The sequence below is a fragment of the Caballeronia sp. PC1 genome (assembly GCF_021353155.1).
GTDB lineage: Bacteria > Pseudomonadota > Gammaproteobacteria > Burkholderiales > Burkholderiaceae > Caballeronia > Caballeronia cordobensis.
This window is the reverse complement of the sequence record NZ_JAJUBH010000003.1, coordinates 1,671,044-1,684,420: the sequence shown is the minus strand read 5'-3', so window position 1 is coordinate 1,684,420 and position 13,377 is coordinate 1,671,044. Positions and strand designations below refer to the sequence as shown.

Annotated in this window: 12 protein-coding genes; 1 reads left to right on the top strand and 11 read right to left on the bottom strand. The window is 59.3% G+C overall.

The features are described from left to right. Positions 1-22 precede the first annotated feature (22 nt). Positions 23-1,816, top strand: a complete 1,794-nt coding sequence (locus tag LY284_RS32260) for a serine hydrolase (protein ID WP_233391092.1) — start codon at positions 23-25, stop codon at positions 1,814-1,816. Between the two features lie 45 nt (positions 1,817-1,861). On the opposite strand, the gene LY284_RS32255 is transcribed toward LY284_RS32260, so the two are convergent. From LY284_RS32255 to LY284_RS32205, 11 genes are all read right to left on the bottom strand, one after another. Continuing rightward, positions 1,862-2,506 carry a trimeric intracellular cation channel family protein gene (locus tag LY284_RS32255; RefSeq protein ID WP_233390432.1) on the bottom strand — a complete coding sequence of 215 codons (645 nt, stop codon included), beginning with the start codon at positions 2,504-2,506 and terminating at the stop codon, positions 1,862-1,864. Next, entirely contained in the window at positions 2,503-3,771 is a 1,269-nt protein-coding gene (locus tag LY284_RS32250; protein WP_233390430.1) for a M20 family metallopeptidase, read from the bottom strand. Before LY284_RS32250 ends, LY284_RS32255 begins: the two co-directional genes overlap by 4 nt. Positions 3,772-4,076: 305 nt before the next feature. Then, a complete protein-coding gene (locus LY284_RS32245) occupies positions 4,077-5,342 on the bottom strand; it encodes an MFS transporter (RefSeq protein ID WP_233390428.1) in 1,266 nt (421 codons plus the stop codon). Between the two features lie 13 nt (positions 5,343-5,355). Further along, entirely contained in the window at positions 5,356-6,285 is a 930-nt protein-coding gene (locus LY284_RS32240; protein WP_233390426.1) for a transporter, read from the bottom strand. Positions 6,286-6,496: 211 nt separating this feature from the next. Then, positions 6,497-7,141, bottom strand: a complete 645-nt coding sequence (locus tag LY284_RS32235; protein WP_233390424.1) for a CocE/NonD family hydrolase C-terminal non-catalytic domain-containing protein — start codon at positions 7,139-7,141, stop codon at positions 6,497-6,499. After that, positions 7,108-8,184 carry a CocE/NonD family hydrolase gene (locus tag LY284_RS32230; RefSeq protein ID WP_233390422.1) on the bottom strand — a complete coding sequence of 359 codons (1,077 nt, stop codon included), beginning with the start codon at positions 8,182-8,184 and terminating at the stop codon, positions 7,108-7,110. Before LY284_RS32230 ends, LY284_RS32235 begins: the two co-directional genes overlap by 34 nt. Further along, positions 8,181-9,116: an MBL fold metallo-hydrolase gene (locus tag LY284_RS32225; RefSeq protein ID WP_233390420.1), complete on the bottom strand. Its 936-nt coding sequence runs from the start codon at positions 9,114-9,116 to the stop codon at positions 8,181-8,183. Before LY284_RS32225 ends, LY284_RS32230 begins: the two co-directional genes overlap by 4 nt. Then, on the bottom strand, positions 9,113-10,054 hold the full coding sequence (locus LY284_RS32220; RefSeq protein ID WP_233390418.1) for an alpha/beta hydrolase: 942 nt from the start codon (positions 10,052-10,054) through the stop codon (positions 9,113-9,115). The genes LY284_RS32225 and LY284_RS32220 overlap by 4 nt, the downstream gene beginning before the upstream one ends. Positions 10,055-10,057: 3 nt before the next feature. Then, positions 10,058-11,161, bottom strand: coding sequence for an NAD(P)/FAD-dependent oxidoreductase (locus LY284_RS32215; protein WP_233390416.1), 1,104 nt, complete (start codon positions 11,159-11,161; stop codon positions 10,058-10,060). Between the two features lie 26 nt (positions 11,162-11,187). Further along, positions 11,188-12,165 carry a phosphotriesterase gene (locus tag LY284_RS32210; RefSeq protein WP_233390414.1) on the bottom strand — a complete coding sequence of 326 codons (978 nt, stop codon included), beginning with the start codon at positions 12,163-12,165 and terminating at the stop codon, positions 11,188-11,190. Beyond that, positions 12,162-13,190 (bottom strand): phosphotriesterase, encoded by a 1,029-nt coding sequence (locus LY284_RS32205; RefSeq protein WP_233390412.1) that lies wholly within the window; start codon positions 13,188-13,190, stop codon positions 12,162-12,164. The genes LY284_RS32210 and LY284_RS32205 overlap by 4 nt, the downstream gene beginning before the upstream one ends. Between the last annotated feature and the right edge of the window lie 187 nt (positions 13,191-13,377).

Sequence of the window (13,377 nt, the reverse complement as noted above, 5' to 3'; positions counted from 1 at the left end):
TCTCGGTCTTGCCGGCGCCGGGATGCTCGCGACACTGCTGCCGGGGTGCGGCAGCGACGACTCCGGTTCACAGATGTATCCGCAAACCGTCGCCATGGGGCAACAGGCCATCCAGCAGGTGATCGGCGACCCGGCGCAACCTGTCGCGGCGATTTCCGTGGCCATGCTCAAGGGCAACAACGTCTTCTGGCAGCAGGCGTTCGGCGTATCGTCGGTGCCGAACCAGACAAAGGCGACGACCCAGACGCGCTTCAATATCGGCTCGGTCAGCAAGCTCTTTCCGGCGCTCGCCGCCACGATTCTCCAGGATCGCGGACTGATCACGCTCGATACGCCGATCGTCCAGTATCTGCCGACGTTCACGATGCTTTCGCCCGAGTTCGCGAAGATCACCACGCGTCATCTGCTGTCGCATTCGTCGGGACTGCCCGGCACCAATTCGCGCAATCTCTTCACCTTCGCACCGGTTCCCGGTTACGCGGCCGATACACAGGCCGAACTGGCCAATACGCATCTGAAGCATTTTCCCGGCGAGCTCGCCGTGTATTGCAACGACGGCTTCACGATGGTCGAGCAGATCGTCCTCGCGAGGACCGGGCAGAGTTTTGCGAGCTTCGTTCAGGCGAACATCCTCGCGCCGCTGAAGATGACGAACTCCAGTTATCTCACCGCCGTGCCCACCGATGGTTCCTTCTCGTATCCGTTTGCGCAGGGCACGCAGTATCAGGAATTCGTCAATGCCTACGCGACCGGCGGCCTGAGCTCGACACCGGCCGACATGATGAATCTCGCGCAGATGTTCCTCGGCGGCGGCGTGTTCGAGGGCAAGCGTGTGGTGTCCGCCGAAGGTATCGCGCAGATGGGCACGGACCAGTCGACGGGCCTCCTGATCAACCCGTCGCCCGAATGGCGCTGGGGTCTCGGCTGGGATTCGGTCCAGCAGCCCGCACTGCAGGCCGCGGGCGTCCTCGGATGGGAAAAGGATGGCGGGACCGCTTTCTACACGAGCGAATTTTTCGTCGTGCCGAAGGCGCAACTGGCGTTGATGGTGACCGGCAACTCAGGCTACGACGCCCGCAAACTCGCGGAAAGTCTCGTGCTGTCCGCGCTAAAGGAAGACGGCACCATCACATCGCTGCCGGCTAAAGTCAGCACGACCGCGCCGCCCGCTGCGTCCGGTCCGGGCATCACCACCGCGGGCGGCATCTACGGCAATTCCGACTCGCCGCTTCAGGCGATTGCCAATCCGGATGGCAGCCTGCAACTCAATCAATGGGATGGCCCTACGCGTGCGTGGAAGCAGGTAGGCGCTTATCAATATCGCAGCGACGGCTGGTGGTGGAGCGGCACCGATACCGCGTCGTACCGTTTCGCAGTCGCTTCCGGAACGGACGAAAACGGCAATGCATTCAGCTACCGCTATCTGATGAAGCGCGTCGCGCCGGGCGCGGGTTATGCCTATCTGACGCTGCCGATCGGTCAGCAGCTGGCCCCGCTTGCGCCGCTCGACAACGCGTGGCAGCAGCGCCTGGGCACGCAGTGGACCCTGACAAACGATTCGCCGACGGCCGTGCCGATCGTCATCCTCGGCAACGAGCCGGCCTTCCTCACGACCTTAACCGAGCTGCCGGGCTATGTTCTGTACGGCAACACCGACCTTCGCTATCAGCTCTTCGTGCCGCTTGCGGACGACCGTGGCGGAATGTCGGTCAAAGTGCCCGGCAACTTCGGTCGCGATCTCTATGAGATTCGTTTTGCATCGGCGGGCAGCGGAACGACTCTGACGCTGGGGAGTTCGATTTACACGAAGCTCTGAACATGGCGCGGCTCAGTCGCAGTGCCTTATGTCGCCCCCGTCGCGCTATTCGTCGCCAGCAAGCTCGCTGGCGCGATCCCCGCGAAACACGGGCAGGCGCCAGCCAAACCGAAGCGACGCGAGCCGAATGACGACGCATAGGACTGTCGCGAACCACGGCGTCCACCACTGCGTCCAGTGCACGTATGAGAACAACACTTGCGCGCCTGCACCGGCGAGCGCAGCTGTGGCATAGATTTCGCGATCCAGGATGGCCGGCAGGCGCGAGAGCACGACATCGCGCATGACACCGCCGCCAACGGCAGTCACGATGCCGAGCAAAATGGCGAGTTCCGCGCTATGCCCGAAGCTCAGCGCCTTTTGCGAGCCCGCTACGGCGAATAGGCCAAGCCCGATCGCATCGAAGAAAAGCACAGGCTGCCGCAGGCGGCGTACCGGCGCATGCGCGAAAATCGCGACCGCGGATGCGAGCACGGAAGCCGCCATATATCTCCAGTTCGAAAGCCCTGCCGGCGGAATCGCGCCAATGCAGACATCGCGCACGATTCCGCCGCCGCACGCCACCATGAAGGCGATGGCCAAGATGCCGAACAGGTCGAGCCGCCTTTGGCGAGCGGCAACGGCTCCGCTGATGGCGAATGCAAACGTCCCGATCAGATCGAGTACGAAGTAGACCGAGTGCGAATTCACGCCGATGCATCTCGCGGGTCGAGCCACGCGCCCGCCGCGCATAGCATCGCCTCCAGGCCCGTACGCAGCGTGGGGTCAAGCACGGGCGCAAACTTGGGCGAATGGTTGCCGGGAATTTCGTTGAGCTTTTTCTCTTCCAACGCCCTTCTGAACGTATCCGGATGGGTCCCGCCGATGAACCAGAACGCATACGGCACGCCCCACTCTCGTCCGAAAACACTGAAGTCCTCGCTTGCCGCTGCCGGGTCGGTTTCGTAGGCGCGCTCGCCAAAGTGCGATTTGAATGCATTGCTCACGCGCTGGGTCGTCTCTGCGTCGTTGATGGTCAGAGGGTAGCTCGAGAGCGTCGTAAATTCCGGTTCGCGTGGCGCGTTGGAGGCAACGCATTCCGCGCAGCAAATGCGGCGGATCGCGCCTAACATGTACTCGCGCACGTCTTCGTCAAATGTGCGCATGTTGAGCTTGAGCGTCGCATCGTCGGGGATGATGTTCTCTTTCGTTCCCGCCTGCAGCGCGCCAATGGTCAGCACGGCACTATCGCGCGGCGAGATTTCCCGCGATACGATGGTCTGTAGACGAAGCGTCGTCGAGGCTGCCATGATGACCGGATCGATCGACGCCTGCGGTTGCGATCCGTGCGCGCCGCGTCCGAACAACGTCACCTTCAGACTGTCGCCTGCCGAAAGAATCGTGCCGCTTCGATAACCGACCGTGCCCGCCGCGCCCACCATGACATGCTGCCCGAATATCACGTCAGGCTTCGGGAAGCGTTCGGCCATGCGGTCGTCGATCATGCTGCGGGCGCCGCGCCCCACTTCCTCGCCTGGCTGAAAGACTGCCATCAGCGTCCCGCGCCAAGCGTCCCGATGCGCAGCCATCAGGTGCGTCACACCCATGAGCCAGGTCACGTGCATGTCGTGGCCGCACGCGTGCGCGACGCCCACTTCGATGCCTTCTTCGTCTTTCGCCCTCACCGTGCTTGCATACGGCAATCCGGTCGCTTCCGCCATCGGAAGCGCGTCCATGTCGGCGCGCAGCATCACAGTCGGACCGTCGCCGTTGCGTAACACGGCCACGACGCCGGTCCCGCCCACATCGCGCGTCACGTCATAGCCGAGCTTTTCGACATAGTCTGCCGCAATGCCTGCGGTGCGCACCTCCTGCATCGACAGTTCGGGATGCTGGTGCAGGTCTTTGTAGATCGCTTCGAGTTCAGGCAAAAGGCTTTCGATGGCGTCCGTCGTCGTTTCCACCAATGCTGGCATGATCGATCCTTGTCGATGTTTCATTGCGGTGGTCGATGTCGCGTCGCACGCGTCGGTCATCAGTGAAGCTTGAGTTTGAGGCTGGTCTTGCGGCCGATTAGAGCGAAACATAGAACATTCGGGCGGGCCACCCCTCCACCCTGACACTTCATATTATGTTTCCCGTCAAATTGCCTACTGCATCGAAATGGGACAGGGACACGCCAAAACGATAGTCTCGATCGCGATAATCTAAAAGGTCTTTGTTGCGGAAGCACGACCTGCTCTTGTGGGGAGCAGGGTCCTTCAATCCAGCGCCAAGTGGATCAACGAGAACGTCGACCCTCGTCGGACCATACTTCCTCGCGTCCTTCTCCGAACGGCGCAGAAAGCTCGACGACACTTCCTGAATTGCCCGCGCGAGTGTCTTCTGTTTGCGCGACAGTCCGGCGCGTCAGGTTAAAAAACAACAATTGAGCTGCGACCAAAGCAATGGCCGCATAACCAATTGCATTGAATCCGATGAACTTCACAAGCGTTCCACCAAGAAATGGAGCGATGGCGGCCCCCACCATGAGCATGGCAGGAGTTGCCGCCACCGCGCGCCCGGTAGAATCCAGGCGCGCAAGCAGTCCAAAAGCATAGGTGTGTACGAATAGAATTGTGAATGCCATCAGCGCGCCTGATGCTGCAAACATCGCATAACTCCAGGTATGCGTCACGATCATGGAGCATACGGCCTGCATGATTGGCCCTATCGAAATAACGGTTGTTGCCTTGATGCGCTTTTCAAGGAGACTAGCCAACGGTGTCGGCAGTAGCGCGACGATGCCATAAACCACCAGCGCCAAAGTCACCAGTTCCCGGCCAAAGCCTCGCGCCATTCCGATTCGCTCGTAAAAACTGAGTGTCATACCTTGGGTCATCGCGAGCAAAGCGATTCCGGCAATCGTGAACCAGACCGCCCGGTCGAGCGGCTGCGCTCGAACAGAAGATTGCTGGCGATCTTCCGCGATCTGCCGGCTCGGACATGGGAAAAAGAACAGTCCCATCAAGGACGCCAGCCCCATGGTTCCAGCAAAGACAATAAAGAGCGTCGCCCCTCCAAACTTGGCTAGAACCTCTGGCGTACCGCCAAAAAAAGCGATACCGAATACGCCAATGGCCAGCCCTGCCCATGCGAATACCTGGTGAGGATTGAGCGCACGCCCAATCGTACCGTGCGTCGAACTCAAAGCGGCTCCCACCGCCAAGCCGCCGGCGAAATGCAGGGGCGCCAGCGTGGCCATGGTGGATTGTCCGAAGCACAGGGCGAAGGCCAACGCCGCTGAAGCGAAGCCAGTCACCGCAGTCCACTTTGCGTTCACGCGATTAAAGCGGGATGCTAAAAACATGCTGGACAGCGATGCGCCAATCAAAAAAAGCGTCGGTAGTGTTCCCGCCTGTTGAGGATTGAACCGATAGTGCGCGATCAGCGTGCCTACCCATAACGGCAGTGCAACAAGGTCCAACATACCTGCGCAGTGGGACATCATTAGCGTCGCTATCCCGCGAGCACTCTCGATTCTTGGTAAGTCCTGTACCTTCTGCATGGCCATCTCCTGGTCAGAACGCATGAATCCAGCGCAGGTTCACATGAGTGCCGGAGTAAGTATTGCGCTCCACCACCGGGAAATAGAGGTTTGCAAATACGAAGTTCTTATGATCGATCGTCCACTGGGCACCGGGACCGAGCGACAGGTTTGTCGTGCGGCCAGCGGCTTGGCTAGCGCCATTGACATGATCGTCCGAGAGCTGGCGGAACCAGAACCCGTTCAAGCCGACATCGAGGTTCTGCGCTATCTTGTAAGATGCGGCGAAGTTAGCCCACACCGCCTGGCCAGCCCGGAAGTTAACAATCCCCGGGACTTGGTAGAGGTTGTTGATGCCCGGATTGGTATTCTTGAAGTTGTATAGATAGTGCATCCGCACTGACACTTCCGTCTTCGGCGTAGGCAAAACCGTCACCGACCAGTGCGGGTTCAGCGACCAGAATCCCGAACTCGGATTGACCAGCTTGTTCGGCTCATAAGCGCCGGTCGGCGCGATTACGTCGAACTCGAAACGCTGCACGAAAATCGGGCGACCGTTGCTGATCACCGGAGCCATCTGCAAAAACGGCCCGAATGTGATGTCACCAATGCCCGAACGCGCGGTCAGCGTCGGCGCATAGGGATTGATCTCGGTCGAGTGCGCGTTCAACGACGTAACCGGCAGCAGCGCCGTGAAGCCGAGCGCGCCCCCCAGTACGTGAATCGGCGACGTATAAATCATCTGCGGCACCCATACGAACGCATTGAGCTGCGCGTCCTTGAATGCGGAACTTTGCGCGCCGGTGTTCGTATAAAACTTGGTGTTGTGCTTGTACTGCAAGAGCTGGATCGTTGTCCAACCCGGCTCCATACTGCCAAACGCATCATTGAACGTCGTCGCGCCAAGGTCGATGCCCGCCGGCTGGTATGTCGATGCCTGACTCGAACATGACAGCGCAGCCAACGTCGCTCCAAGAACGACCTGTACGGATCGCCGTGTCCTTCTTTGGGAAACACGTCCTCTTTTCATTTCGTCTCCTGTAGGTAGTACTACTATTTACTTTTTATAGATCTCTATGTTTCATCGACTTTCGACCATCCCTTAAAACGACCTATTCAGAAGCAATGGCACGGTTATGCAGTGCCTATTCGGAATAGATTGAATGTCTTGCTGGCTATCTGTTCGAACACGACGCAAAAGGCAAAACAAGACGCGAAAGGTGCGTTGAATCTCGATAAATGGTGTGAGTCACTGCTCGTCCAACGGGCAGATGAAATGCGTCAGGAGGCAACAGGGAATTGTGCTCATCCACAAGCGGCTCATTGCACATAAGTTCGACGACCAGCTTGTGGCCAGCCTTGAATTCATTTGCGAAGGGGTAGAGTCGCACGACGTATTCGTTGATCACTCCTGGCTCGACAGGCACACTGCGGGTATGTGGGTGATACGGACTGCCATCGCTGGAACGTTCGTCGAGTTCGCGATGCGATGCCTTGAGGAAACCTGTCGTAACAAGCTGGCGCTTGCCAGTAGGCGCTTCGTCCCACAGGCGCAGGATAAGATTGGTATCGTCCTGGTCGATTGCGACATAAAGATGCGCGGCGCCCACGCCATGCACCGATGTTGCAACCTGGAAGGGTTCGGTAGACCATGTCAGCTTCTCGACCTTGTCTACCATTGTCAGCGGCGCCTGATACAAGCCTTCGGGATGTGCATGATCCACGTTCAAGGGCTCGGGTTCGTACGCCAGCTTGCTACGCGTGCGCAGGTACAAAGCCTTGTATGTCACAGGCGTGACGGGCCAATGGTCAGCGGCCATCCATTGACGGCTGCCTTCGACATGCACTTCACCGCTGGCTCGTCCATGATCCCGTTGTCGATACCCTTTAGCCAGTAGTCGTACCAGCGGAACATGGTGTCGTGCTCGTCCACCCAAGGACGCGTCTGCATCGGTGGATACGGGCCGATTTCCAGCTTCTTCGGGCCTTTCAGCACGTCGAAGAGTTCGATCGTTCCGTCCATGGTCCAGCCGCGCCCCTGGTTGATCTGCAAATAGACAGGAATGTCGATGTTTTTAGCCAGATTGATCGGGTTCTGCGCTTCGTACCAATCGCCGTCGAGAGGGTTCATGACAATGTCGAACCAGGACTCGTGGTGAATCGGATAATTGAGCAGATGCACCAGGTTGGGCCAGGCGGCCACGTCAGGGTCGGCGAGTCGCTCGGCCACACGTCGCTTGATTTCCTCTTCGGAGTACGTCTCCAGCATGCGAGATTTGTGACGATGCGTGAAGGCCCAGCCCGAGTCGCCGCCACGGCCCTCTCGTGCAGCGCGCGGCATGAACCACATGACGCCGCCGTGATACGTCGTTTCGTAGAAGTCGAAATGCCCACCGCTGACGAAGATGGCCTTGAGATGCGGGGGGCGCTCGGCTGCGGCAAAGATTTGCATGGAGCCGAAATAAGAAATACCGATCATGCCCACCACGCCGTTGCACCACGGTTGCGCGGCAACCCACTCAATGAAATCGTATGCGTCGCATCCGAGCGGAACGCCACCGGCGTTGTAGTTGCCGATGTGTTCTCCCTCTGAACCGCCGGAGCCACGTACGTCACCGATCACGTGGACGTAGCCCTCCTTCACCACACGCGCGATGTCACCCGCCTCGATGCATCCGTCCCACAACGGAGAGGGACGTCGCTGGGGAGGAAGGGTGAGCGCCAGCGCCTGTAATTCCTTGCCGTAGGGACTCAGCGCGACCAGTGCCGGGCGCGGCATATCGCCTTCGGCATGATAGGCGTCTGCGGCCAGTTGAATGCCGTCGCGCATAGGCACACGCAGGTCTTTGTGTACAACCATCATGAGCGATAGCCCTTGTGAAAGTATCCGTGCATAGTGGTAAAAAACGGTGAGGGTTCCAAGGTTGGATCGCCGTCGTAGCGCAAGTGCTGGGCGATACAGCAAAACGGCGAACAGGGAGCCGTGGCAATAGCCTTGCCGTCGAGGCCGAATTGCTCGGTGGCGGCACGCACCCTCGCCTCGATCTCGAGGCTTTCCTGAATCTTTGCTTCTGCCTGTTCGCGGTCCAGCACTACGCCCAATGATTCAGCACCCTGACTGCGATAGGGATGACCGAGAAACAGGCGGTTTGGCTTGACGTGATCGCGCAGGTGCAGCAGGCTGGCACGGTATGCATCAGGATCTGCATAGCTCGGAAATCCGTTGGCTGCCCCGTGGATCTGCACGGCATCGCCGACGAAGACATCGCGCTGCCCTTCCACCACATACGCCACCGAACCTGCCGTGTGACCCGGCACGGAATGCACTGTGATCGTCACGTCCGGTCCAAGCGATATCTGGTCGCCATGGCGGACAACCCGGTGCGGCTCCATTTCCCCGGAGATAGCGGCCTCACAGGCCGCCGTCAGCCTGGCTTCTCCTTCCGGGTCGTTGATATAGCGTCCACGCGCGGCCAGATATTCTTCGACGTGAGTGCGGCGCGATCGAAGGAACGGCGCATCCGCCTCGTGGATAACCACTTTGGCTTTGCGGCCGGTCAGCTCCCATAAGGCATGCGCACCACCCATGTGGTCGATATGCCCGTGAGTCAAAAGAATCCAGCGCACGTCTTCTATGCGTCGCCCCAATTGCTTCAGGGCTGGTGCAATGCCATCCGCCGGCGATGATGCGATGCCCGTGTCAACGATCGCCGGCTCGCTTCCGTCGATGAAGAAACTGTAGAGGCCGAAACGCCCCCATTGCGAATACAAGGGGTGGATATCGACGGCACTCATCGCTTTGTATTCCTGATGAAGTCAGCCGTTTCGGCGAACACACCTTGGAATTCCGGAAGCCAGGAAAAATGCTGGACAAAGCCATGCCCAGCCGATTCGTAGCGGTGAACTGTGGCCGGAACGCCTGCCTGCTGCAGGTTTGCGCCATAGAACTCCCCTTCGTCACGAAGGGGATCGCATTCTGCAGTGACAATGAGTGCCGGCGGCAATCCGGAGAAATCCGGTCTCTTAATGGGCGACACGCGAGGATCGGCAGGGTTCGCACCGCTATCGATGTAGAACGCGTTGAATGGCTTCAACATTGCCGTTTCCAGACCATTGCCGACGGCGTTGGTCTTCAGCGACGCGTAGCGCTCGACATCGAAGTCGAGATCGAGCGACGGATAATAGAGCACCTGATGCGTGATGCATTTCAGACCCGCGTCGACCGCCATCGCGGCAACCGCAGCCGCGAAGTTCCCGCCAGAGCTGTCACCTGCCACTGCCAGGGTCTGACCGTCCCAGCCAATCTCGTTGCCCGAACCGCGGCCATTCTTTTCTATCCATTGAACCACGGCGTAGCAGTCGCTCAGGCCTGCGGGAAAGACGTGTTCGGGAGCCAGCCGGTAACCGACTGAAACGACAACGCATTGCGTGGCATTGGCCAGTGCGCGCGCAACATGATCGTGCGTGTTGAGGCTGCCAAGAAAGAACGCGCCACCGTGGAAATAAACCAGTACCGGATGGATGTCGGCTTCCGTCGGCTTGTAGACGCGCACGGGAACCTCACCCGCAGGAGTCGACAATGACAGGTCGAATACCGAATGAACGGGTGGTCGTTTTTCCAATGGAGGAACGTGGCTCTCGTCTGCCGCTCGCATGGCCTGCGGATTGAGTGGACCGGGAGGCGGAGGCGCCAGGGACGCGATGAACTCGGCCACAGTAGGATGCAGTGCCATGATTTAGCTCCTCGCAGCGATTTCGCCCTGATGCTGGTTGGGGAAGACACTCTGAACTTCGTCTTCGCTCCAGCTTTGCCGGGACAGGCGTTGCAGCTCATCGGTTACCGGCTTGCGGCTGGCCTGGTATTGCGCAAGCGCTTCGGGAATCGAATCGGCCTCTTGAAGCTTCTCGGCAAGGGCACCAGCATCCAGCACCGCCGAATTCGCGCCCTGACCTTGATGGTGCAGCATCGCGTGCGAGGCATCGCCAATCAGCACCACCGAGTTGGAATGCCAGACGGGAACCGGGTCGATGTCGTACACGGCACGCAGATTCACCTTGCTCATGTCGAGCCCCTCCGCGATAGCAACCAATTGAGAATCGAAGCCCTCCACGACTTTCATCAATTGCTCCTTGCTGACGGCTGGCGCTGGCGTGGAGTCGGTCGCAAGGCAAGTGACATCGAACGACACCTCGTTGCGATGGTGTAGTGGCAACAGGTAAATCTTGGTCCCATGCCCCAGGTACATGCGAAGATTGCCATCAGCCACGAGACCAAAGGTGTCTGCCGCCGGGATGACCGCGCGATAGGCGTGCTCGCCGGCAAACACGGGGGGCTTATCGCCGAACAGATACTTGCGCACTTGCGAGCGGATGCCGTCGGCACCGACAATCAGATCGGCGTTGACCGTCACACCGTTCTCGAAGACAGCCGTGGCGCCGTCGCCGTTGTCGACGATTCGGCTGAGCCGGTGGTTCAACTTCACCATGCCTGCGGGAAGCGTGCTCAGCAACGTCTCGATGAAGTCGCCCCGGTGCACGAAATGCGTGCTGGCGCCAAAGGCTTGCTTTTCGGGCCATTCCTCCATGGCAATTCGCTGACTGTGAGCGGTCAGTATTTCGAAGTAGTCGCTCGGCGAGGTCACGGCGGCGATTCGATCGAAGATTCCGAGCTTACGGAACTGGTCCATCGTGGAGGGACGTAATCCAATTCCGGCCCCCACCTCGTTGATCTCTTGCGCTTGCTCGTACACCGTGACCGTTGCGCCCAGCTGGCTCAGCGCCAGCGCCGCGGTCGCACCCGCGTAACCGGCGCCGATTATGGCGATATTCAGTTCCTTCATGATTTGTCTCTCTGATCCACTACGTTTCAACGATGGGAAATAGGCGTCAAGGTCAGAAACTCAGCCGCGTTATGAACGAACAACTGGTCGATGACCGAGTCATCGATACCTTCCTCGTGCAGATCAGGGATGAGTTGCTCGAACAGATAGTTCACCGTGTGGCCTTTCACGCCTGGCCAACCCAGCGGTGAGCAATTGGCATCCGCCGAGGCGAGGACTTGTTTGGTCAAGCCACTTCTAAGGAACCTTAGAAAGTGGTGCAGACGCTCCTGACGGTGGCGGCCCCAGAATGGCGGATCGGGCAATTCAAGGTCGTAACCGAAGGTATCGAAGCCAATCCGTGCTCCCGCATCCAGAAGGGCCTTTTCGTTGATCAAGCCTTGGCTCACACCGTCATCGGCATGTCCAAACAACACCCGATGGCAGGGCAACCGCTCCTCCGCAAAGATGTTCAGCGCCGGCGCGGAATCGACCGCGAGATGGGTGAAGATCGGTGCGCCGGTGATTCTGGAGGCACGCGCAGCGGCGCGATAGATGCGCAGGTCGAGCTCTTTCATCTTGAAGCCGCGACTCACCCCAACCTTGATGATCCCGGCCTTGGCACCGGTGCCCCCAATTCCGACCTCGATTTCATGGACAAACTGGTCGGTCAGATACTCGACGCTTGCCCGCTCGAAGAACGGCAATGCCGTGTCGCCACCGACAAAGCCCGTGCTGGCGACGATGTGCACACCCGTCTTGTCCGACAAAGACTTGTAGTAGTCGATGTCGCGACCGTTGCAGATGCCCGTGGCCTCCACGAAGGTGGCTGCACCCCAGGGTTTCGTATTCTCATGAAACTGGCGCAGCTTCGGCACCGTCTCCTCATAGCGCTGCTCTGGCGTCTTCCACCACTTGCTGTCGAGTTCGCAACCCGGCATGCCATAGCCAATGTGCTCATGGATTGCGACAAACCCGAGCTCCGAAGCCGAAATGGCGCCCAGTACCGTATTCACTCGTGTCATTTGACTTCCCCATTCACGCTTAACAATCGCGCGGTGTTCGTAATCAGCATTTGTGCGATGTGTGCCTGCGAAACACCCGCTGCCTGGAGCATGGGCACGAACTTCGTCAGCACGTCGCTGTAGGGGATGTCGTTACCCGGTTCGCCAAAGGCCACCCCCGTGGCATTGGCCGACAGAAGGATGCGATCGGCATAGCCTTCTTCGATCAATCTGGATATCAAGCTGACCCGTTCGACATCGCTGAGATAAAGCGGGTCGTTCGAACCGATGTGATCGATGCTCACGCGGACACCGGCCCGCGCGACTGCCATGGGCCAGCCCTTGACCACGGCGTCGCGACGATCCAGTCCGCCCATGACAAGGCGTTCCGGCTCGAGCACTTCGTCGATGGCCAGCTGCATATCAGCCAGAGCATCGGCTCCGCTGCGGATGAACACAGGCACGCCATAAGTCGAGCCGGCGCGCGCGGCGCCCCGCACGAGGTTGCCATCGGTTGGCGTCATGCCACTTTTGGTGACTGCGGTCACTACCATGCCGGCCGGCGCACGGCGTTCCCTTCGAGGCACCACCATGCCCTCATTGACTTCTTTGCCGAACAATTCGGCAAACTTGCTTGCTGGCCATGGCGTAGGAGGATTGGTCTGCGGCGTCAGAAAATATCCACCCAGCATGGACTCCGGCCCCTGCCCCGTGGAAGCGACGATGTGAACGCCGGTGGCACGTGACAGCGACTCGTACATGCGCAGGTCGCGCCCTTGGAACATGCCCGTCGCATCGACGATGGTGCCCCCGCCGGCCGCCTTGAACGCGCTCAGCTTGGCCGCCAGGCGCTCAAAAACTTCAGCACGATCTATCTTGATGTCATAGGCGTACTGCGCCCCCGGCAACACATACATCAGCGATTCGCTGACCAGCGTGATGCCAAGCCGCCTTGCCTCGACCGGGCCGAGCACCGTGTTGACCAGCGTTGCATTGACACCTTCGTAATTGGGCGGGTCAAGGATCAGCGAAGTGAAAGGCGGCAAGGGCTCCAAGGCACCCTGACTGTGTTTAACGCACATATTCGCCTCCCATAAGGGACGAGACGTAGTGCGCGTTATCGACGGTAGAAGCGGTCATCTCACTCAAAGCAAACTCCCTATCTAAAACATGATGTTCTTTGTAATGCCATTCCCGTAGTACACCTACGTAATGTCACGGCTTTTCCGTTTG